Raw genomic sequence first — 21,569 nt, 5'->3', positions numbered from 1 at the left:
GTCAGATCCTCCCGCGGCGTATGCCCGCTAATGTGCGAACGCTTGTTTCCTGATATTGTCGTGCCGCGGCGTTAGTGTCAAGATGGTTTGCATGAGCGAGACGTCCAGCACGCGGCCGTACCGCGGGGTCGAGGCCGCCGAGCGGCTGGCCACCCGCCGTAATCGGCTACTGGCCGCGGGGCTGGACCTGCTCGGCGATCAGCGGCCGAACATCGCGGCGGTCACCGTCCGCGGCGTGTGCCGCCGCGCCGGTCTGGCAGCCCGGTACTTCTACGAGAGCTTCACCGACAAGGACGAATTCGTCTCCTGCGTTTTCGACTGGGTCGTCGCCGAGCTGGCCGCCACCACCCAGGCCGCGGTCGCGGCGGTGCCGGCCGGCGAGCAGACCCGCGCGGGCATGGCCAACATCGTGCGGACCATCACCGACGACGCCCGCGTGGGCCGCCTGCTGTTCAGCATGCAGCTGGCCGATCCGGTGGTGGTGCGCAAACGCGCCGAGTCCAGCGCGCTGTTCGCGATGTTGTCCGGCCAGCATGTCGGCAACGCACTACAGGTGCCGGCAAACGATCGCATCAAGGCCGCCGCGCACTTCGTGGTCGGCGGGGTCGGGCAAACCATCAGCGCCTGGCTGGCCGGTGACGTCCGACTCGAACCCGGTGAGCTAGCCGATCATCTCGCCGCGCTGCTCGACGAGCTTGCCGAGCCAAACCTGTACCGCCTCACCGAAACACGTGCCGAGGCGTAGCGGCCCGTCACACGCTCACACCGGGGCAGACCGTGCGCCAGCCCGTCGTCGCCGTGAGCGAGAAGTCGCTCAGAGTGCTCGAAATGTGCTGCATCAGGCCATCATTCGAGTTGAGACGCCCCGGTTCGTAAGAGAGGAACGAGACGAAGACCTGTCCGCGCGCCCGTCCAGCCAACAACGCCAGCACCCCGTTGGTGCGCTGCATTGTCGCGATGGTAACGCCCGGGTACAAGGACTTCATCGCGAAATAGTCGGCATCCGTGCCGTCTGGCCGGTTGGCCGCCGAGTCGATCGCACCGAGGTTGGACGACACGACAGCGTTTGAACTACCGGTGGCCACGCTGATCAGTCGCCGGAAGACCCGCCTGGGGATCAAGGGGACCAGCGGCAGCAGTGCCCACCGCTCGTCGGGCGAATCCTGGTGGCGCAGCAGCGCTTCCTTGATCGCGGCGCGGATCTCGCGCAGGTCCGGCGCTAGCGCGGGGTCGACCACGATGTCGACATTCGTGACCGCGTTGGCGCGCGTGTCGCCCGGGATACGCTCATTGACCGGCATCCCCACATTTACCGAGCCGTCGGCGACGACGCGTCCCATTCGCTGGGCCAGCCGGGCCGCCAATCCCGCCAGCAGCGCATTGCCGGTCCCCCCAAGGGCGCGAGCGCGGGCGTCCCATTCGTCGGCGTTGATGAAGACCGTCGCCGCGGGGAGCGTGAGGCTTTCGTCCGGTCCGGCTGACGGCACGCGTCGCCTTTCGGAGGGCGGAGCGACGGATCCAGCACCGCGGCGATCGGCCCGGGCCAGTCGAGCCGCCGCGATGACGGCGCGGCCGACATCCGGTGTGTCACGCGTAGTTTGGCGTGCGTCCTCGCCCAGCGCCCGCCAGCGCCGTCGCGATTGCGCGGCGGGCCAACGGATCGCGTCGTCGCGCCCGCAAGCCGCGTCCGCCACCGCCTCGCACAGCCCGACGCCGTCGCTGAGGCAATGGGTGATGACCAGGCTCACCCCCGCTCCGCCGTCGGTGAACGGCAGCACCGCAATGTGCCATCCGGGTCCGCGCTCGGCATCCGGGCGCTGGTTTGCTTGCTCGTCGCACCAGGTGTCGAACTCCGCACGCGGCCGGGGCGTCGCGGCGATTTCGAGGTCCGGCCCCTTGCCGGGCGATACCCAGCGGTGGCGGCCGAACGGCAAGGGGGACCGCTCGATTCGGCGGGCCAGCCGCCCCCTGCCCAGATGGTCATGAAACCGTTTCAGGCCGTCGATGTCGACGCGCCGGTTGTACACCCAGACACATTGCACCAAGCTGGTGGTGCCCGTCGCGCGCTCCCCCAGAAAGAGGGCCTGGTCGGCCAGATCCAGTACGTTGCTCATTTCTAGGCCGCCTCGGTGTCGTCTTCGTCCGCAAGGTCCTCTGCATCCGGATTTCCCTGGGGTGCAACCACACCCGCGTTGGCCGCGACGCTTCTGGCGACCTGCGTGAACGCCTCAATCAATGTCTCGATGTAGCGTCGCACCGACTCATGCGCGACCTCGGTGTCAGGGAAGGAGATGGTTACCGTGGTCTTTTCAGCGTGACGGTTGATCCACATGTTGATGCCGCCGGCGGACAGATTGTCGCCGTAGGTACCGAAATTGGTCTCCCCCCACAATCCCGCGAGGGGTATCTTCCGGAAATCGAGGAAGGACAACATCATCGGCAGACTCGTCGGCAACTTGATGCCCAGCTGTTCCGGTGTCGCCAATTCCAACACCCTCTCAAACGGCACCTCAGCAAGACCTCGCGCGGCTTCGAAAGACTCCTGGGCGGCTTGGGCCGCCTCGCAGAATGAGACTCCCGCGGTCGGCACGGTAACCGGAATCAGGCTGGCAAACCAACCCAGCGTCATCGTTTCGATGCCCGGCATCCGGGTGTCCTTGGCAGTGAAGCCGCGGTAGGTCTCGTTGCCGGTCAATTGGTGTTCGGCCAAAGCTGTGCACGCCAGCACCCCCCCGATGAACCGGGCGCCCGCCGCGCGGCATGCGGCATCGAAAGACTCCGTCTCGCCCGCATCCAACAACTGGACCATCAGGAAATCGCCCGCGCTGCTCGCCCACGTATCACCCAGCGACAGTGGGAAACTCGGCCATGCACCATCGGTGTCGCGCGCGAACGCGATCCAGTCCTTGATTTCAGGGGATGACAGGGTCAGGTCCGCCGCCGCCTCGCGCTGGCGCGCGACGTAGTCGCGATAGCTCCTGACCTCGGCGAGCTCGGGCTGATGCCGATGCGTGCCCTGGGACAATTCCTGATACGTCAGGTGGATGTCGACGAAGATCAGGCCGGCGGACAAACCGTCGATGTGCAGATGGTCGACACTCGCGTAGAACGTGAAATAGTCGGCGTGCTCGACGATACCGAATGTGAAGCAACCCCATTCGAGTGTTTCCGGGGTCGTCGTCAAGACGTGGGTCCGCACTTCCTCGGCGCTCATGCGCCCGAACGACACCGGGATGAGTTCGATATCGGCGGGGTCGTCGATCGCGCGACGCACGATGGAGCCGTCCTCGAATTCAAACCAATTGTGGTAGGTGTCGTGACGGCGGACGTGCGCGTTGATCGTCGCGGACATCGCCGGGAAGTCGCACGCGCCGGGGATGTCCCACGCCACGACCATCAGGCGCGGCAGCTTCCTGTTCATGGCTCTGCTGACGTTGGCAGCCCAAAGATGTTGATTCTGTTGATAACTCGGGCTCATCTCACATCTGCGTGCCGTGCGGGCCGCGTCATGCGCCGCCTGCGTGGGCGTCCACGTGGTAAGCGGACCGTACGGTGGTTGCCATTCTTTGATATTGCCGAGTGCGACCATTTTCTTCAGTCGTTCCTCCCCGTGATGCGGATACTTATTGGGCAGCAAGGGAGCAGCGAAAAGGCGTCGGTCTACGGCCCCCGCGCAGCATGAATCCCATTCGCTGGAACCTTTACGACGTCTTGGCAAGTTGGACTGATGTTGCCGCGCACCTCTGCGCCCCCTGTGTCGCCGAAGTGACGCTAGTGGACATAGGTCACATAAGGGAGAGATTTGTGATCATCGTCACATTGCGCAGTGGCCTCGGGGTGCCCGCACCAGGCACGTGCAAACGGCTAGCGGCCCTTCGCACGCTCACACCGGGCAGACCGTGTGCCAGCCCGTCGTCACCGTGAGCGAGAAGGCGCTCAGCGCCTTGGAAAGGGCTTGTCGCAGTTCCTCATTCGAGTTGTGGCGGCCCAATTCGTAGGCGAGGACCGAGATGAAGACCCGGTTGTGGACCCTTCCCGACAGCAACGCCAGCGCCCCGTTGGTGCGGTGCATCGTCGCGGTGGTCACGCCCGGGTACACCGACTTCATCGCGAAATAGTCGGCGTCCGTGCCGTCCGGCCGATTGACGGCCGGGTCGAGCGCGCCGAGATTGGACGACACCACGGTGGTGGCCCCGCCGGTGACCACGCTGAGCAATCGCCGGAAGACCGGCTTCGGGATCAGGGGAACAAGGGGCAGCAATGCCCACCGCTCGTCGGGCACATCGTGATGGCGAACCAGCGCCTGCTTGATCGCGGCGCGGATCTCGCGCAGGTCCGTGGTGATCGCCGAGGGGCCCAGCGTGACGTCGACGTTCGTGACCGCGTTGGCGCGCGTATCGCCCGGGGCGCGTTCGTTGACGGGCATCCCCACGTTGACTGAGCCGTCGACGGCGACCCGCCCCACCCTCTTTGCGAGATGGGTCGCCAATCCGGCCAGCAGTGCGTTGCTGGTGCCGCCCAAGGCGTTTGCGCGGGCGTCCCATTCGTCGGCGCTGACGAAGATCGTCTCCATCGGCAGGGTGATGCGGTCGTCCGGCGCGGTGGGCGGCGGGGGTCGCTTCCCGCGCGGCGGGGCCGGGGCGGCGGCAGCGGCGGTGCCGTCGCGGCCCTGCCGGAGCATTCGGGCCGCCGCCCCGAGGGCGCGGCCGACATCGCGTGCGTCATGCGCGGTTTGGCGTGCATCCTCGCGCAGGGCCCGCCACCGCCGCCGTGATCCCGCGGCGGGCCAGCGGATCTCGTCGTCACGTCCGGAAGCCGCGTCGCCCAGCGCCTCGCACAGCCCGACACCGTCGGTGAGGCAATGCGTGGTGACCAGGCTCACCACCGCGCCGCCGTCGCCCAGCGGGAGCATCGCCAAATGCCATCCGGGCCCGTGCTCGGCGTCCGGCCGTTTGTCGGCCTGCTCATTCAGCCACGCCTCGATGTCGGCACGCGGCCGCGGGGTCGCGGCGATCTCGAGGGTCGGCACCGCGCGGGACGACACCCAGCGGTGACGGCCGAACGGCAAGGGGGACCGCTCAACCCGCCGAGACAGCCGTCCCCTGCCCAGGTGCCGGTGGAACTCACGCAGCCCGCCGGTGTCGATGCGGCGGTCATATACCCAGACACATTGCAGCAGGCTGGTGGCCCCCGTTGCCCGCTCACCGAGAAAGAGGGTTTGGTCGGCCAGGTCCAGCACGTTGCTCATCGTTACGCCGCTTCGTTGTCGTCTGTGTCCGGCGCCGGCGTGAACGGCTCCTCCGGGTTCGCTTGCGGTGCAACCACAACAGGCTCGCCCGAGGTCGCCCTGGCAACACGCGTGAACACCTGGATCAGGGTCGCGATGTAGTGGAGCACCGACTCCCGCGCGATCGCGTTGTCCGGGAAGGACATCGTCACCGTGGTGTTCGTGGCTTGGCGGTTGATCCACAAGTTCACCCCACCGTGGGAAAGGCTGTCGCCATAGGTGCCGAACTTCGTCTCCGCCCATAGCCCGTTGAGGGGGATCTTGCGGAAATCGAGGAAAGACAACATCATCGGCAGCTGAGTCGGCAGTTTGATGCCCAGTTCATCCGGTGTCGCCAACTCCAACACCCGCTCGACCGGCACATCGGCGAGGCGCTGAGCGTCGTCGAACGACTTCTGCGCCGTCCTGGCCGCCTCGGCGAACGTTTCGCCGGCGGTCGGCACGGTGATCGGAATCAGGCTGGCGAACCAGCCCACGGTCATCGAGTCGACGCCCGGTGTCCGGGTGTCCTTGGCCGTGAATCCGTGGTAGGTCTTTTTGCCGGTCAATTCGTGCTCGGCCAGACCCGTGCAGGCCAGAACTCCCCCGATGAACCGGGCGCCGGCCGCCACGCAGGCGGCGTCGAAAGACTCCGTGTCGGCCGCATCCATCAGCTCGACCGTCAACAGGTCGCCCTTGGTGCTGGCCCACGTGTCGCCAAGGGGCAGCGGGAAACTCGGCCAGTCGCCGTCGGTGTCACGCGCGAACGCGATCCAGTCCTTGATCTCGGGCGACGACAGGGTCAATGTCGCAGCCTTCTCGTGTTGGCGCACAACGTAGTCGCGATGGCTCCGGATCTCCGGCAACACGGCGGGCCGGTGCCCGGTCTGCGCGAGTTCCTGATACACCAGGTGGATGTCGAGGAAGATGAGCGCGGCGGACAAGCCGTCGATGTGCAGGTGGTCGACACTCGCGTAGAACGTGAAATAGTCCGTGTGCTGGACGATTCCGTAAGTGAAGCAGCCCCACTCAAGGGTGTCCGGGGTCGTGGTCAAGACGTGGGTGCGGACTTGATCTTCGGTCATCTGCCCGAGCGCCACGGGAATGAGCTCGATCGCTTCGGGATCGTCGATCACGCGGCGCACGAAGCTGCCGTTGTCGTATTCGAACCAGTTGTGATAGGTGTCCTGACGACGCACGTGTGCGTTCACCGTCGCCGTCATCGCCGGAATGTCGCAGGTGCCGGGGACGTCCCACGCGACGATCATCAGACGGGGTAGCTGCCGGTTCATGACCTTACCTTGGTAGGAGGCCCAGAGGTGTTGATTCTGTTGATAACTCGGAGCTAGATCGCTTCGCTGCGCAGCGCGTGCCGCTTCGCGCGCGGCGGGGGCGGCCATCCACATCGTAACCGGGCCGTGCGGCGGCTGCCATTCGTTGATGTTTCCGAGTGCGACCATTTCTCGAGTCCTTGTGCTTGTGCTTGTGCTGCCGACATTTGTAGTGCGGTCTGGGGGGTAATGGAAGTGCCGTCAGCGCTTGGCTTTTCGCGTTCATCGATTCGATTCGTACTGGAAATTACCCGACGGATTTTCGCCCACGTTGGCTGAACTACCCCGCCGCTAGCACCCCCTATGTCGCTACTGTGGACGCTAGCTGACGCAGGCGAAGATTTCGCGGTTTTACGAAGACTCGCATTCTCCCGCGAGATCGCCGGTGGTGCAGTACTCTTACTTCCCCAACCGGTGGTGACGGCGCTCGGCAGCCTCCGCACGCGACGATTCATCGCCGATTCGGCTCTGTACGCCCGCAACTCGGGATAGAATCGATCGGCCCTCGAGCCTCATCCGCCTCGGGCCAAACCTTCACCGCCTCACGGGAACAGCGGCAGATCCCAGAGCCGCATGCCGGGACGCATCAGCCACAAGCGCATCATGGTCAGCCGCATGATGCGCATGGCGCTGAAGATCATGAAAATCGCCAACGGCACCTCGATCAGCAGCGCGGTGATCACCGACAGCCAAAGGTCCTTGGGCCCGGCGGTCATGAGGTCGAACCACGCGTCGCAGATCAGCAGCACTCCGGTGGTGAACGCGGCAAGCACCAGCAACTGACGGCGCAGATGCCCGAGGACGGCCGTCGCCAGCATGAATCCGACCAGCAGCACATCGAAACCGACCCAGGTGACCGGCCAGTTGTGGGCGACGTAGTTCTCGGGCAGCGTCACGGACAGATACCCCAGCCACGGCACCATTGCCAGGGTGCCGCCGATCATCAAACTCAGCCGGACGCGCCGCACCCGGGCCAGGAACTCCGGGTCGATGACCTCGCCCAGGGGCCGCTCCAGCCGGGAGATGAGGTCCCGCCGCTGCCCGGGGGTCAGTGCCGCGATCTGTGCGTCGGTCAAAATGCCGTCGGTCATCAGTAGCATCCTCCGGCTCGCTCGGAGCGGCGCAATCAGCGACCGGCGCCCACCGGGGGCCGGCGGTCCGCCGCGGTCTTGGGCACGGCCTGGGCGTCACCGCTGTCGAATTCCTTCACCCAACAGGCGAACTCAAGGGTAATGCCATCGGGGTCCTGGAAGTAGAACGAGCGCACGTAGACGCCGGGATGCACCGTCGCGGAGACCTGCATGGGGCTTTCGTCATGGTTGAGCACCGGGCCGACCCGGACCCCTTTGTCCTTGAGTCGCCGGCGGTAGGTGTCGAACTTCTCGGCCGGCACGTGGAAGGCCAGGTGGTTCATCGTGCTCACCGCGCTGGTGATGTCGCCGATGCCCGGGATGGCACCCGGCGACGAGATGCCCGGCACCCGGTCGGGGGCATCGGCGAACCAGAAGAAGGCGACGCAGTCGCCGTTGCCGGCATCGAAGAAGAAGTGCTGGCCCGCCCCGCCGGGCAGATCGAGCGATTTGATCAGCGGCATGCCGAGGATATTGCTGTAGAAATCCACGGTTTTGGCCATGTCCGAGCACACCAGTGCGACATGGTTGATCCCACCGAGCTCGAATTCCGCGTTGGTGTTGTGCGGCTTGATCATCGCGTGGCTCCCCTCGGTTCCCGGCTCGACGAGCCTGGCCAAGATCCGAATCTGAATCTAACATCAGATTTAGTTTTGGCCCAGGGAGGTGCATAGGTGTCGACCGCGGCATCCCCTACTGAGCGGCGCGGTCCGCCCGCGGAGCTGCCCACGCATCGCGGCAGGCGGACGCAGGCCGCGATCGATACGGCCGCCCGGGCGGTCATCGCACGCAAGGGCGTCCTGGCCACCACCATCGCCGACATCGCCGCGGAGGCGGGCCGCTCGGCGGGATCCTTTTACAACTACTACGACTCGAAAGAGGCAATGGTGCGCCAATGGGCGCTGCGCTTCCGCGACGAGGCCAACCAGCGCGCCCTCTCGGTGACCCAACACGGTTTGACCGATCGTGAGCGCGCGTACTGGGCGGCCGCCGCACACTGGCATACCTATCGCAGCAGGCTCGCCGAGGTGATCAGCGTGTCACAGCTGGCGATGGTCAATGACGACTTCGCTCAGTACTGGGCCGAAATTTGCTCGATACCAATATCTTTCATCGCCGAATCGGTCCGCCGCGCACAAGCCGAGGGCCATTGCCCCCACGACGACCCGCAGTTGGTCGCCGAGGCGATCGTGGCGATGTTCAACCAGTTCTGCTACATCCAGCTCGGTTCGGCGCGCTCCGGGGAACCCGACGACCAGGCCTGCATCCAAACCTTGGCCAACATTTATCACCGGGCCATCTATGCGGGTGCGGAGGACCGCTGAAGTGACTCGTCGCACCGGTGCCGGAGTTATCCGTGAGTTCGTCGGACTGCCGTCGCCCACCGCTGGGCGCGCGGGCGCCGGCGGGCACCCCTGCCAGGGGCTGTATCACCGGGGGGTGGGACGCAGACCCAAGGTGGCGATGATCGCCACGCACTACCAGATCGACTTCTCCGAACACTATCTCGCCAACTACATGGCTACCCGCGGCATCGGATTTCTCGGCTGGAACACTCGGTTTCGCGGCTTCGAAAGCAGCTTTCTGCTCGACCACGCGCTGGTGGACATCGGCGTCGGGGTGCGCTGGCTGCGCGAGGCCCAGGGAGTGGATACCGTTGTGCTGCTGGGTAACTCGGGCGGTGGCTCGTTGATGGCCGCCTACCAGTCTCAGGCCGTCGAGCCGAACGTGACTCCGCTGGACGGCATGCGCCCGGCGGCCGGGGTGACCGAGTTGCCGCCCGCCGACGGCTATGTGGCCACCGCCGCCCATCCCGGGCGGCCGGAGGTGCTCACCGCCTGGATGGACGCCGCCGTCGTCGACGAGAACGATCCCGTTGCCAGCGACGCCGACCTCGACCTGTTCAACGAGCGCAACGGCCCGCCGTATGCGCCCGAGTTCCTCGCCCGGTACCGCGGCGCGCAGACCGCGCGCAACCACGCCATCACCGACTGGGCCGAAAAGGAGCTCAAACGTGTTCGCGCGGCGGGGTTTTCCGATCGCCCGTTCAGTGTGATGCGAACCTGGGCCGATCCCCGCATGGTCGATGCCGGCATCGAGCCGACCAAACGGCAGCCCAACATGTGCTACGCGGGCGTCCCGGCCAAGGCGAATCGCTCGGCCCACGGCATCGCGGCGGCCTGCACGCTGCGCAACTGGCTGAGCATGTGGAGTCTGCGGACAGCGCAAACCCGGGCCGAACCGCACCTGGCCCGGGTCAGATGTCCCGCGCTGGTGATCAACGCCGACGCCGACACCGGCGTGTTTCCCTCTGACGCGCAACGCATCTTCGACGCCCTCGCCGGCACGGACAAAACCGCGGCCTCGGTGGACACCGATCACTACTTCACCACCCCGGGGGCCCGCGGCGAGCAGGCCGACATCATCACCGGATGGATCAGCAAGCGGTGGGGCTAGCCGATGGTGGCGACCCGCCGCACCCGGCTTCGCCGCGCTTGCGATCGCCACGAACCCATGGCGGCGACCAACCGACTGGTTGTTAGCTTGGAAGGTACCTGGCCGACACGGCGTCCTGCAGCAACGGAAGGCGACCAATGCCGATCGCGATAAATCCCGAGCATCAAGAACTGGCCGACTCGGTGCGGTCGCTGGTGGCGCGCATCGCGCCGTCCGAGACGCTGCACGCGTGGATGGAGACATCCCCGGAAAACACGGAAAACCCTCCGCCGTATTGGCAGGCCGCGGCCGAGCAGGGCCTGCAGGGCGTTCATCTGGCCGAATCCGTCGGAGGGCAGGGCTTCGGCATCCTCGAGTTGGCCATCGTGCTGGCGGAATTCGGTTACGGGGCGGTGCCGGGCCCCTTCGTGCCGTCCGCGATCGCCAGCGCCCTGATCTCCGCGCACGACCCGGACGCGAAGGTGCTCGCCGAGCTGGCGTCCGGCGCCGAGATCGCCGCCTACGGCCTGAATTGCTGCGCGCTGACCGCCACCCGGCAGGGCAATTCGCTGGTGATCCGCGGCGAACTCCGCGCGGTCCCCGCCGCGGCGCAAGCCTCGCTGCTGGTGCTCCCCGTCGCGATCGACAGCGGCGAGGCGTGGGTGGTGCTGCGCGCCGACCAGCTCGAGATTGAGCCGGTGAAAAGCCTGGACCCGTTGCGTCCCATCGCCGACGTGCGCGCCAACGCCGTCGAGGTCGGCGACGACGTCGTGTTGACGAACCTGAGCATGGGCACCGCGCACGCGTTGATGACGACGCTGCTGTCCGCCGAAGCCATCGGCGTGGCGCGCTGGGCGACCGACACCGCGTCGCACTACGCCAAGATCCGCGAGCAGTTCGGCAGGCCGATCGGCCAATTCCAGGCCATCAAACACAAGTGTGCCGAGATGATCGCCGACACCGAGCGGGCCACCGCGGCGGTGTGGGATGCCGCCCGCGCGATCGATGAGGCCAGCGAAAACCATTGGGACACCGTCGGTTCCCACGTCGAGTTTGCCGCCGCCGTGGCCGCGACACTGGCGCCGGCGGCCGCCCAACGGTGCGCGCAGGATTGCATCCAGGTGCACGGCGGGATCGGCTTCACCTGGGAGCACGACACGAACGTGTACTACCGCCGGGCGCTGATGCTGGCCGCCTCCTTCGGCCGTAGCTCGGACTATCCGCAGAAGGTGGTCGACACCGCGACGAGCACCGGGATACGCGCGGTCGACATCGACCTCGACCCCGACACCGAGAAGTTGCGGGCGGAGATCCGGGCCGAGGTGTCGGCGCTCAAGGAGATCGAGCGCGAGCAGCGCAAGGTCGCGATCGCCGAGGGCGGCTGGGTGCTGCCGTATCTACCCAAGCCGTGGGGCCGGGCCGCCGGGCCGGTGGAGCAGATCATCATCGCCCAGGAATTCGCCTCCGGGCGGGTCAAGCGGCCACAGACCGGCATCGCCACCTGGATCGTCCCGTCGATCGTGGCGTTTGGCACCGAAGACCAAAAGCAACGGTTCCTGCCGCCGACCTTCCGCGGCGAGATGCTGTGGTGTCAGCTGTTTTCCGAACCGGGCGCCGGATCGGATTTGGCCGGCCTGACCACGAAGGCCACCCGGACCGACGGCGGCTGGCGCATCACCGGGCAGAAGATCTGGACCACCGCCGCGCAGTTCGCGCGGTGGGGTGCGCTGCTCGCGCGGACGGACCCCAACGCACCGAAACACAATGGCATCACCTACTTCCTGTTGGACATGCGCAGTGAAGGCGTCGATGTGAAGCCGCTGCGCGAGCTCACGGGCAACGCGCTGTTCAACACCGTCTACATCGACGACGTGTTCGTGCCCGACGAGTGCGTGCTCGGTGAGGTGAACCGGGGCTGGGAGGTCAGCCGCAACACCCTCACCGCGGAGCGGGTGTCGATCGGCAGCAGTGAGGCGAACTTCCTGGCCACGCTGTCGCAGTTTGTCGACTTCGTTCGTGACGGCCAGTTCGACCAGGTCGCGCAGCATCGCGCCGGCCAGTTGATCGCCGAGGGTCATGCGGCCAAGGTGCTGAATCTGCGCTCCACGCTGCTGACGCTGGCCGGCGGGGACGCGATGCCGTCGGCGGCGGTCTCCAAGCTGCTGTCGATGCGGACCGGCCAGGGTTACGCCGAATTCGCGGTCTCCTCGTTCGGTACCGACGCCGCGATCGGCGACACCGACCAACTGCCCGGCAAGTGGGGTGAGTACCTGCTGGCCAGCCGCGCGACCACCATCTACGGCGGCACGTCCGAAGTGCAGCTGAACATCATCGCCGAACGGTTGTTGGGGCTGCCTCGCGATCCCTAGGCCGGACGCAAAAAAGGCCATGCCGACCTGACTGACGTCAGGCCGGCATGGTTCCCCCCATACGCGGGCCGCCCATCCCGAGGGTTGGCGTGTCGGCGATGGCCGGCTACCGCGCGGAGATGGTGATCACCACCACCAGTTCACCCAGTGCTGGGGGTGGCCCCAATAGCCACTACCCTGATCCCAGCCACCGTGGCCCCAGTTGCCGTTCCCCCAGTTACCGTTTCCCCAGCCGCCATGTCCCCGACCATCATTGCCACCCCATCCGTGGCCGCCGGGGCGGTCCGGAATGAAGCCCGGTCCGCTGTGCGGTCCGGTGCTGGCGAAACTTGTGGAGGGACCCGGAACGGGGGCGGCCTGAGCCACGGGGGCGCCGCCGAACAGCAGCGCGCCCGCCACGGCTCCGGCACCCACAACAGCTGCGGCCGCGCCGCGTAGCGATAGGGACGAGATCATCGTGGGCACTCCTTCCAAAGACCTGATATCGATGCTTAAAACGCTAGCCGGACATTTCTCAGCAAACAAGCGAATCTGGTGTATCTACGATGTGAATTGCACAACAATGATGCGAAAAAGTGCGTTATATTTGACGCGTCACTAATGCGTATTTCCGCAATTCATTTATCCGCAAATACTGACAACGGCGGGCTAAAAGGCCATATCAACACAGCTCAAAGCTAGTTTGCTGATGTACTGGCACGGGTTGACGTATTTACTGATATCCAGATCTCCGCATTAGCGGATCGACTGACTTCTTGCCGAATGACGGACGGCGGATTACCGTCGGACATCATGCTACCCGGCGTTCGATTGTTAAGCAGCTACCCTCGATAATTTGCTCTTCCACCTGCGCCCGGAGGCGCCTTTCCACGGCGCAACCACGCGTGAATCCGTCAGCGCTCCCCACCCGGGCCACCCGCGGCCCGGCGGCGCGACTTAGCGTGGCGTCGGTGAGAGAATCAGTATTGACACACACAGGCGACGAGCGCTGATTTACTGATTCGCACTCACGGAGGAAGACACCGAAGTGAACTTCAAGCCCAACCACAACGGACCCAGCGCCGGATCCTTTCGCGCCCCCGCCTCGGCCACCGGCCCCTCCGGAGACGCCGCGCCGACCGAGCGCCTCAGCCTCGGGCAGCCGCGCGGCCAGCGGATCGCCAGCCAGCCGTCGGCCAGCCAGGCGGGGCGCACCCAGCGGACCCGCCGGACCGTCGACCTCGCGGCGGCCACCCACCGGGCCCTCGACATCTGGCAGCGCGAAGCCGCCGACCGGCTGGGCGTCGCCCGGGTGACCGGGCAAGAGGTGCTCACCGCGCTGATCGACCAGCTCCTGGTCGACCCGAAGCTCACGGCCCAGATCACCCGGGCCATCGAAGACCGCCGCTGAGGGTGCGCGAGCAGACGCTCGCGCCGCTAAATCTCCATTTCGCGCAGCTCGCGCTTGAGGATCTTGCCGGTCGGGTTGCGCGGCAGCTCGTCGAGGAAGACGACCTCACGCGGCACCTTGTAGCGGGCCAGGTGATCGCGCACGTAGTGCTTGACGGTGTCCTCGTCGAGGTCGGCGCCGCCCTTCTTGACCACGAAGGCACGCAGGCGGTGCCCCCACTCCTTGTCTTCGACACCAATCGCGGTGGCCTCGACGACCTCGGGGTGCCCGCTGATCAGATCCTCGACTTCGGCGGGGAAGACGTTCTCGCCGCCGGAGACGATCATTTCGTCGTCGCGGCCGCTCACGTACAGCAGCCCGTGCTCGTCGAAATACCCGACGTCTCCCGAGGACAACAGGCCATCGATGACCTGCTTGTTCCCGCCCCCGGTGTAGCCCGCGAACGGGAAGGTGTTGCCGACGAAGATCCGGCCGACCTCCCCCTGGGGCAATTCGGTGCCGTTGTCGTCGAAGATCTTGACCTTCACGCCCTTGACGACCGGGCCAACCGTCGCCGCGTTGCGCTCCAGGTCCTTGGGGCCGGCGATGGTGGCGAAGGCGATCTCGGTCGAGCCGTACATGTTGTAGATGACCGGCCCGATGTCCTTGAGCGCGCGGGCGGCCAGCTCCGCACCCAGTTGCGAGCCCGACACGAACACGATCCGCAGGCTGGACAGGTCGGGCTTTTTGTCCATCTTCTCGATGGTGTCGATGAGGCGCGACAGCATGACCGGCACCACCACCATGGCGGTCGGCTTGTACTTCTCGACGTCTTCCAACACCAGCGGCGGCTTGAACTTGCGCCGCAACACCAGCGTTGAGCCCAGGAACATCGCGATCGTCGCGTGCAGATACCCCAGGGCGTGGAACATCGGCGACGGCAGCGACGTCACCTCACCGGCCTTGAACGGGACGTGGGACAGGATGCCGCCGACGGGCGCCAATGTCGGCGGCGTGCTGCGGTTCGCGCCCTTCGGGGTGCCCGTGGTTCCGCTGGTCAGAATGATGACCGAGGCGTGCTTGCCCGCCTTGGGGGCCGGCTCCTTGCTGCTGCGCCCGATCAGGTCGGCCAGCGTCTCGTCGGTGCTGCCGGACGGCTCGTCGTCCGGGCCTTTGTCGGGGTTGGTGCCCAGCGCGCGCAGTTTGCCCAGCGGCGGATCGGCTTTGCTGACCGCCGTGGTGTACTCGTCGTCGTAGATGATCACCTTGGCGCCCTCGCGCTCGGAGACCTCTTTGATCTGCGGCCCGGAGAACTCGCTGTTGAGCAGGATGATGCGGGCGCCCACCCGGGCCACACCGTAGTTGGCGACCAGGAACCAGCGGTGGTTGCGCGCCAGGATGGCGACGCCGTCCCCGGCCCTGACGCCCTTGTCGATCAGGCCGTTGGCCACCGCGTGCGCGGCCTTGTCGAGCTCCGCGTAGCTGAATTCGCCGTCCTCGTCGATGCACGCCGCGCGGTCAGGATGGCGCCTCGCATTCAGCGACGGCAGCATGCCGAACTCACCCCACTTGTAGATGTCGGCGGCCATCGCGGCGTAGTTCTGCGGTGGCTCCAGCCGGAAAGCACCCGACTCGATGATCCGGCGCAGGTAGTGCAGTTCAGCCGAGCCGCGTTCGACGTATTGCTGAACTTTCGCCACGGCTTTGGAGGCCTGGCCGGGCAGGCCAAGGAGGTTAGGCATGGAATCCACCATATGTGACGCCCGTCTCAGCTCGGCCAGAAATTCTGGCGAATTAACATGAACCACATGACCCGTCCGGTTTCGCTGGAGGTGGCCGAGCGCCGGGTCGTCATCACCCATCCGGACAAAGTCGTGTTCCCCCGCACGAGCGGCCACAAAACCTCGGGCCCCTACACCAAACTCGACCTGGTCCGCTATTACCTGTCCGTGGCCGACGGCGCCCTGCGCGGTGTGGCCGGGCGCCCGATGATCCTGAAGCGTTTCGTCAAGGGCATCTCGGAAGAGGCGGTGTTCCAGAAACGCGCGCCGGCGAAACGGCCGGAGTGGGTCGATGTCGCCGAACTCCGTTACGCACGAGGCACTTCCGCGGCGGAGGCCGTCATCCACGACGCCGCGGGGCTGGCGTGGGCGATCAACCTGGGGTGCGTCGACCTGAATCCGCACCCGGTGCTGGCCGACGACCTCGATCACCCCGACGAACTGCGGGTCGACTTGGATCCGATGCCCGGGGTCAGCTGGCAGCGCATCGTGGACGTCGCGCTGGTGGCCCGCGAGGTGCTCGAGGACTACGGCCTGACCGCATGGCCGAAGACGTCCGGTTCGCGCGGCTTTCACATCTACGCCCGCATCGCCCGGCGCTGGGAGTTTCGCCAGGTGCGGCTGGCCGCGCAGACCGTCGCCCGGGAGGTTGAGCGGCGCGTGCCCGACGCGGCGACCAGCCGCTGGTGGAAGGAAGAACGCGAGGGGGTGTTCGTCGACTTCAACCAGAACGCGAAGGACCGCACGGTCGCGTCGGCCTACTCGGTGCGGGCGACCCCCGACGCCCGGGTCTCGACACCGCTGCACTGGGACGAGGTCGCCGAGTGCCGGCCCGAGGCGTTCACCATCGAAACCGTGCCCGGCCGGTTCGCCGAAGCGGGTGACCCCTGGGCGGGAATGGACTCCTCCAACGCAGCGGTGGTTGGCTCACTCGATCGGCTGCTGGTGCTGGCCGAAGAAATGGGGCCTCCCGAACGCGCACCGAAGGGATCGGGCAAACGGCCCGACGGCCGGCGCCAATCCACGATGCCGCTGATCGAGATCGCCCGCACCAAGACCAAGGACGAGGCGATGACGGCGCTGGACACCTGGCGCGACCGTTACCCGGCGGTGGCCGGCCGGCTGCAGCCGGCCGACGTTCTCGTCGACGGCATGCGCGGGCCCAGCTCGATCTGGTACCGGATCCGGATCAACCTGCAGCATGTTCCGGAAGACCAGCGGCCACCGCAGGAAGAGCTGATCGCCGACTACAGCCCTTGGAGCAAAGAGGGGGAAAAGGAGGGGCAACAGGACGGGCAAGGCGATGGCGGACGGCAGCGGCCGCCTAATTAGATCCCCACCCGCGTTATCGCGTTGTGCTTGCGCAGGTAGCAGCACCAGGTGACGCCCAGCAGCGCGAGGAAGAACGCGATGTAGAACCGCAGCGCCGGTTCGATGCTGCCGAACTCCGACTTCGACCAGGCGTAGGCCAGCGGCACGATGAAGCCGCCGAACGCGCCCACCGCCGAGATGACGCCCAGCGCGCCGGCGGCCTGGCGGCGCATCTGCACCATGGTGTCGGGATCGCCGCCGGCCAGCTCGCCTTTGATCTTGAAGATCCGCGAAATCATCCGGTAGGTCGAACCATTGCCGACGCCGGTGGCGACGAACAAGAACATGAAACTGGCGAAGAACATCGGCAGGTTGACCGCCCGCACGGACCACAGCGCCGCCGCCGCGCCGACGGCGAGCAGCGCGAAGCTGAAGGCGGTGACGCGCGCCCCGCCGATCCGGTCGGCCAGCTTGCCGCCGAGGGGCCGGATCACCGATCCGATGCCGGCGCCGAGGAAGGCCCAGGTCAGCGCGATATCACCGCGGCCGAACACCGTCTTGAGCAGGGTCGGGAAGGCGGCCGAGTAGCCGATGAAGGATCCGAACGTGCCGATATACAGCAGTGACATGACCCAGGTGTCGGGATGGCGCAGCGACTGCCACACCGGCTTCACGTCGGCCTTCGCTTCGGTCAGGTTGTTCATGAACAGGAACGCGCAGACCGCGGCCACGACGGCCAGCGGCACGTAGAACAGTCCGGCGCGCGACAGGGCCACCCCGCCGCCGGCGACGACGATGGGCGGAATGATCTTCTGCACGACGGCGACGCCGACGTTGCCGCCGGCGGCGTTCAGGCCCAGCGCCCAGCCCTTGTCCTGCTCCGGGTAGAAGAAGGAAATGTTGGCCATCGACGAGGCGAAGTTGCCGCCGCCGAAGCCGGCGGTTGCGGCGATCACGACCAGGATCGCGAATGGGGTGCCGGGATGGCTCACCGCCCACGCCAACAGCAGGCACGGGATCAGCAGCAGCGCCGCGGAGACGGTCGTCCAGTTGCGGCCGCCGAGAATCGGGACCGCAAACGTGTACGGCAACCTCAGGAAGGCGCCGACACCGCTGGGGACGGCGACCAGGAACAGGGCCTGGCTGGCGGTCAGCGCCCACCCGGAGGTGCCGGGCGGGCTGGGATGTCCATGACCGCCGGCCGCCGTCATCTGCACCACCACGATGCTCCACAACATCCACACGCTGAACCCGACGTGCTCGGCAAAGATCGAGAAGATCAAATTCCGGCGCGCGATCGCCTTGCCGGTCGTCTCCCAGAACTCGGGGTCTTCGGGCCGCCAGTCGTCGATCCAGTGCCGTCCCGCATGATGCTGGCGCGTCGGCGCGGGCTGCACTGCCGGGCTGATGGTCGTGGTCATCTGATGGGACTCCCTTGTGAATTGAGTGCGGAAAGTGAACGAGACGCGGGCATGACCACTTGACGCTAAAGACGCACTGTTACCGGTCCTGGTGTGCACAGTTACGTGGGCGATACGCAGAAATCGCAACGGCCCGCCCCGGTTTGTCAGAACTCTGCAACGCGAGTCCATCGCGAGGTCGCGGCGCGGGCGCCGATGCGGGACCTCAGCAGCGCGGCGATACATCTGCGCGGGCGGAACGCGATACTCTCACGCGATGCGACAGGGATGGAATCGACGCGGATTCTTGCAGCTCGCAGGGGCTTCCGGCGTCGCCGCGATCGCCGGGTTCACGGCTCTTTCGGCGGGCTGCTCTTCACGCCGACCCCCGGGAGGCGGCGGGCCCGGATCGGTGACCATCACCCACCTGTTCGGTCAGACCGTCATCAAGGAACCCCCCAAGCGCGTCGTCAGCGCCGGCTATACCGAGCAGGACGACCTGCTCGCCGTCGGTGTGGTGCCGGTCGCGGTGACCAACTGGTTCGGTGACCAGCCGTTCGGGGTCTGGCCGTGGGCCGCGCCCAAGCTCGGCGGGGCGCAGCCGGTGGTGTTGAGCCTGGACGGCGGCATCCCGGTCGACCAGATCGCGGGTCTGAAGCCCGACCTGATCGTGGCCGTCAATGCCGGCCTGGACGCCGACACCTATCAGAAACTGTCCGCGATCGCCCCGACCGTCGCGCAATCCGGCGGGGACGCCTTCTTCGAGCCGTGGAAAGAGCAGGCCACCGCCGTCGGCCAGGCGGTGTTCCAGGCAGATCAGATGACGTCGTTGATCGACGGTGTCGACCAGAAGTTCACCGACGTCGGCAAGAAGTATCCACAGTGGACCGGCAAGAAGGCGCTGCTGATGCACGGCGCGCTGTGGCATGGCACCGTCGTCGCCACCATGGCGGGCTGGCGCACGGACTTCCTTAATCAGATGGGGCTGGTCATCTCCGACGGCATCAAGCCGTTCGGCACCGATCAGCGGGCCGTCATTCCCCGCGATCACATCAAGTCGGTGCTCGACTCGGCCGACGTGGTGATCTGGACGACCCGGAACCCCGACGATCAGAAGGCGCTGCTGGCCGACCCCGAGGTGGCGGGGTCGCTGACCACCGCGCAGAACCGCCACATCTTCACCACCAAGGAACAGGCCGGCGCGATCGCCTTCGCGTCACCGCTGAGCTACCCGCTGATCGCGGACCAATTGCCCCCGCTGATCACCAAAATCCTGGGCTAGCCACCCTGGCGCGTACCGCCTGTTTGAGCGTTTGCTAAGGCAGCTCTGGCAGTGTTCGAAATTCCCACCGCCGCCCCTCGCACGAGCCCCGATCCCGGGGTTACCGTCGAGTAATGAGCGTGACGGACCTTAGCGGCGACCTGGCCCACGACCTGCCGACAGAGCTGGCCGGTAATACCGTCATGGACTACGGCGATCGAGCGCTGATGGTGCAATGTGGCAGTACCGCAGAGGTATTGGCGTGGGTGGACGCGTTGTGCTCCGAGCCGATGCCGGGAGTGGTCGACCTGGTGCCGGCGGCCCGCACGGTGCTGGTCAAGCTGGACGACCCCCGCCGTCAAGGGGTCATCCGTCGGCGGCTGCGCAAGATGCGCGTCACCGCCACGCAGCCGGCCCCGTCGGAGCGCCGCGCGGACGTGGTGATCGACATCGTCTACGACGGCCCCGACCTCGACGAGGTCGCCGGCCACACCGGGTTGACCGTCCCGCAGGTGATCGAAGCCCACACCGCCACCCTGTGGCAGATCGGATTCAGCGGATTCGCGCCCGGCTTCGCGTATCTGGTCGACGGCGACCCGCGCCTGCGGGTGCCGCGCCGCCCCGAGCCGCGGACCTCCGTGCCGGCCGGTTCCGTTGCCCTCGCCGGTGAATTCAGCGCGGTCTATCCGCGCCGCTCCCCCGGTGGTTGGCAACTCATCGGCCACACCGACGCGGTCCTGTGGGATCTGCAGCGACCCGACCCGGCGCTGCTGACGCAGGGCATGTGGGTTCAGTTCAGGGCCGTCTAGCCCGTGGCGATCGCGACCGCGGCGCCCCCGCAAAGGAGATAACCGTGGCAATCCTGGAGATCCTCCGCACCGGGCCGCTCGCCGTCGTCCAAGATCTCGGGCGGCCGGGACTGGCCCACCTCGGCGTGAGCCGGTCCGGAGCTGCCGACCGGCGCGCGCACACGCTGGCCAACCGGCTCGTGGCCAACCCCGACGACCGCGCCACCGTGGAGGTGACGTTCGGCGGTTTCTCCGCCAGGGTCCGGGGCGGCGACGTCGACATCGCGGTGACGGGCGCCGACACCGATCCGACCGTCGACGGAATCAAGTTCGGCACCAACAGCATTCAGCACGTGCGCGACGGCCAGGTGATCTCCTTGGGCGCCCCGTGCGCGGGGCTGCGGAGCTACCTCGCGGTCCGCGGCGGCATCTGTGTGGAGCCGGTGCTGGGCTCGCGCAGCTACGACGTGATGTCGGCCATCGGGCCGTCGCCACTGCAGACCGGAGATCGGCTCCCGATCGGCGAACACACCGAGGACTACCCCGAACTGGACCAGGCGCCGGTGGCGGCCATCACCGACACCGTCGTCGAGCTGTCCGTGGTGCCCGGGCCGCGCGACGATTGGTTCGTGGACCCCGACGCATTGGTGCGCACCGATTGGGTGGCATCCGATCGCAGCGACCGGGTGGGGATGCGATTGATCGGCCGCCCCCTGCAGTGCCGCCACCCGGACCGGCAGCTCCCCAGCGAGGGTGCCACTCGCGGTGCAATCCAGGTGCCGCCCAACGGTTTACCGGTGATCCTCGGTCCAGACCACCCCGTCACCGGCGGCTATCCGGTGGTGGGCGTGGTGGTCGACGAGGACGTCGACAGGGTCGCCCAGATACGGCCCGGTCAGTCGGTGCGGCTGCACTGGGCTCGACCACGGACTCCCGTCGGCGCCCAGTCCGGCGGCGCCGCCGCGAGTTGGCCGTTCGCCTAACGCAATTCCGCCGGGTCTCGCCGAGGATGGTTTCCGGCGTCATCGGCGATCAACTGTAGGACACCTCACCTCGACCCGCGCACCCGCGTGAGATCACTTGGCGGCGGTCGATATTCGGGTACCGATGATCGGTGCTCGCGCGGC

General features: G+C 66.8%; 18 protein-coding genes. 9 read left to right on the top strand and 9 right to left on the bottom strand.

Features of this window, described 5'->3' with window-relative positions; translation table 11 throughout:
• The first annotated feature begins 82 nt into the window (after positions 1–82).
• Positions 83–745 carry a TetR/AcrR family transcriptional regulator gene (locus EPN51_RS24570; protein WP_293047980.1) on the top strand — a complete coding sequence of 221 codons (663 nt, stop codon included), beginning with the start codon at positions 83–85 and terminating at the stop codon, positions 743–745.
• A gap of 7 nt (positions 746–752) precedes the next feature.
• On the opposite strand, the gene EPN51_RS24565 is transcribed toward EPN51_RS24570, so the two are convergent.
• From EPN51_RS24565 to EPN51_RS24540, 6 genes are all read right to left on the bottom strand, one after another.
• Entirely contained in the window at positions 753–2,114 is a 1,362-nt protein-coding gene (locus EPN51_RS24565; RefSeq protein WP_293047978.1) for a hypothetical protein, read from the bottom strand.
• A 2-nt stretch (positions 2,115–2,116) separates the two neighbouring features.
• Positions 2,117–3,589: a condensation domain-containing protein gene (locus tag EPN51_RS24560; RefSeq protein ID WP_293047976.1), complete on the bottom strand. Its 1,473-nt coding sequence runs from the start codon at positions 3,587–3,589 to the stop codon at positions 2,117–2,119.
• A gap of 294 nt (positions 3,590–3,883) precedes the next feature.
• Positions 3,884–5,248, bottom strand: a complete 1,365-nt coding sequence (locus EPN51_RS24555) for a hypothetical protein (RefSeq protein WP_293047974.1) — start codon at positions 5,246–5,248, stop codon at positions 3,884–3,886.
• A 2-nt stretch (positions 5,249–5,250) separates the two neighbouring features.
• Positions 5,251–6,726, bottom strand: a complete 1,476-nt coding sequence (locus EPN51_RS24550; protein WP_293047972.1) for a condensation domain-containing protein — start codon at positions 6,724–6,726, stop codon at positions 5,251–5,253.
• A gap of 413 nt (positions 6,727–7,139) precedes the next feature.
• Positions 7,140–7,688 carry a hypothetical protein gene (locus EPN51_RS24545; protein ID WP_293047969.1) on the bottom strand — a complete coding sequence of 183 codons (549 nt, stop codon included), beginning with the start codon at positions 7,686–7,688 and terminating at the stop codon, positions 7,140–7,142.
• Positions 7,689–7,723: 35 nt separating this feature from the next.
• Entirely contained in the window at positions 7,724–8,305 is a 582-nt protein-coding gene (locus tag EPN51_RS24540; protein WP_293048308.1) for a VOC family protein, read from the bottom strand.
• Between the two features lie 96 nt (positions 8,306–8,401).
• Between EPN51_RS24540 and EPN51_RS24535 the strand changes: the two genes are divergently transcribed.
• The 3 genes from EPN51_RS24535 (at position 8,402) to EPN51_RS24525 (ending at position 12,532) form a co-directional block, all read left to right on the top strand.
• Positions 8,402–9,052, top strand: coding sequence for a TetR/AcrR family transcriptional regulator (locus EPN51_RS24535; protein WP_293047967.1), 651 nt, complete (start codon positions 8,402–8,404; stop codon positions 9,050–9,052).
• Between the two features lies 1 nt (position 9,053).
• Positions 9,054–10,184, top strand: coding sequence for an alpha/beta hydrolase (locus tag EPN51_RS24530; RefSeq protein ID WP_293047965.1), 1,131 nt, complete (start codon positions 9,054–9,056; stop codon positions 10,182–10,184).
• A 137-nt stretch (positions 10,185–10,321) separates the two neighbouring features.
• The gene (locus EPN51_RS24525; RefSeq protein ID WP_293047962.1) at positions 10,322–12,532 is read left to right on the top strand and encodes an acyl-CoA dehydrogenase; all 2,211 of its coding nucleotides are present in this window, start codon (positions 10,322–10,324) and stop codon (positions 12,530–12,532) included.
• 126 nt (positions 12,533–12,658) lie between these two features.
• On the opposite strand, the gene EPN51_RS24520 is transcribed toward EPN51_RS24525, so the two are convergent.
• Positions 12,659–12,988, bottom strand: coding sequence for a hypothetical protein (locus EPN51_RS24520; RefSeq protein ID WP_293047960.1), 330 nt, complete (start codon positions 12,986–12,988; stop codon positions 12,659–12,661).
• Between the two features lie 571 nt (positions 12,989–13,559).
• Between EPN51_RS24520 and EPN51_RS24515 the strand changes: the two genes are divergently transcribed.
• Positions 13,560–13,922 (top strand): ATPase, encoded by a 363-nt coding sequence (locus EPN51_RS24515; RefSeq protein ID WP_293047957.1) that lies wholly within the window; start codon positions 13,560–13,562, stop codon positions 13,920–13,922.
• Between the two features lie 26 nt (positions 13,923–13,948).
• Here EPN51_RS24515 and fadD2 read toward each other — a convergent pair whose 3' ends face one another.
• The gene (gene fadD2, locus EPN51_RS24510; RefSeq protein WP_293047955.1) at positions 13,949–15,643 is read right to left on the bottom strand and encodes a long-chain-fatty-acid--CoA ligase FadD2; all 1,695 of its coding nucleotides are present in this window, start codon (positions 15,641–15,643) and stop codon (positions 13,949–13,951) included.
• Positions 15,644–15,700: 57 nt separating this feature from the next.
• Here fadD2 and EPN51_RS24505 point away from each other — a divergent pair, with 57 nt between their 5' ends.
• Entirely contained in the window at positions 15,701–17,014 is a 1,314-nt protein-coding gene (locus EPN51_RS24505) for a DNA polymerase domain-containing protein (protein WP_293047953.1), read from the top strand.
• Here EPN51_RS24505 and EPN51_RS24500 read toward each other — a convergent pair.
• Positions 17,011–18,414, bottom strand: a complete 1,404-nt coding sequence (locus EPN51_RS24500; RefSeq protein ID WP_293047950.1) for a nitrate/nitrite transporter — start codon at positions 18,412–18,414, stop codon at positions 17,011–17,013. The two genes, EPN51_RS24505 and EPN51_RS24500, sit on opposite strands and share 4 nt — an antisense overlap.
• A 256-nt stretch (positions 18,415–18,670) precedes the next feature.
• Here EPN51_RS24500 and EPN51_RS24495 point away from each other — a divergent pair, with 256 nt between their 5' ends.
• The 3 genes from EPN51_RS24495 to EPN51_RS24485 all read left to right on the top strand — a co-directional run bounded on the left by EPN51_RS24495 (position 18,671) and on the right by EPN51_RS24485 (position 21,425).
• Entirely contained in the window at positions 18,671–19,675 is a 1,005-nt protein-coding gene (locus EPN51_RS24495; protein ID WP_293047948.1) for an ABC transporter substrate-binding protein, read from the top strand.
• A gap of 113 nt (positions 19,676–19,788) precedes the next feature.
• Positions 19,789–20,463 carry an allophanate hydrolase subunit 1 gene (locus EPN51_RS24490; RefSeq protein ID WP_293047945.1) on the top strand — a complete coding sequence of 225 codons (675 nt, stop codon included), beginning with the start codon at positions 19,789–19,791 and terminating at the stop codon, positions 20,461–20,463.
• A 44-nt stretch (positions 20,464–20,507) separates the two neighbouring features.
• Positions 20,508–21,425, top strand: a complete 918-nt coding sequence (locus EPN51_RS24485; protein WP_293047942.1) for a 5-oxoprolinase/urea amidolyase family protein — start codon at positions 20,508–20,510, stop codon at positions 21,423–21,425.
• Positions 21,426–21,569 lie beyond the last annotated feature (144 nt).

This window comes from Mycobacterium sp., from assembly GCF_004298145.1.
In the GTDB taxonomy this organism is placed as follows: domain Bacteria; phylum Actinomycetota; class Actinomycetes; order Mycobacteriales; family Mycobacteriaceae; genus Mycobacterium.
The sequence above is the reverse complement of the archived record's forward strand: the minus strand, read 5'-3'. Positions and strand labels throughout refer to the sequence as shown.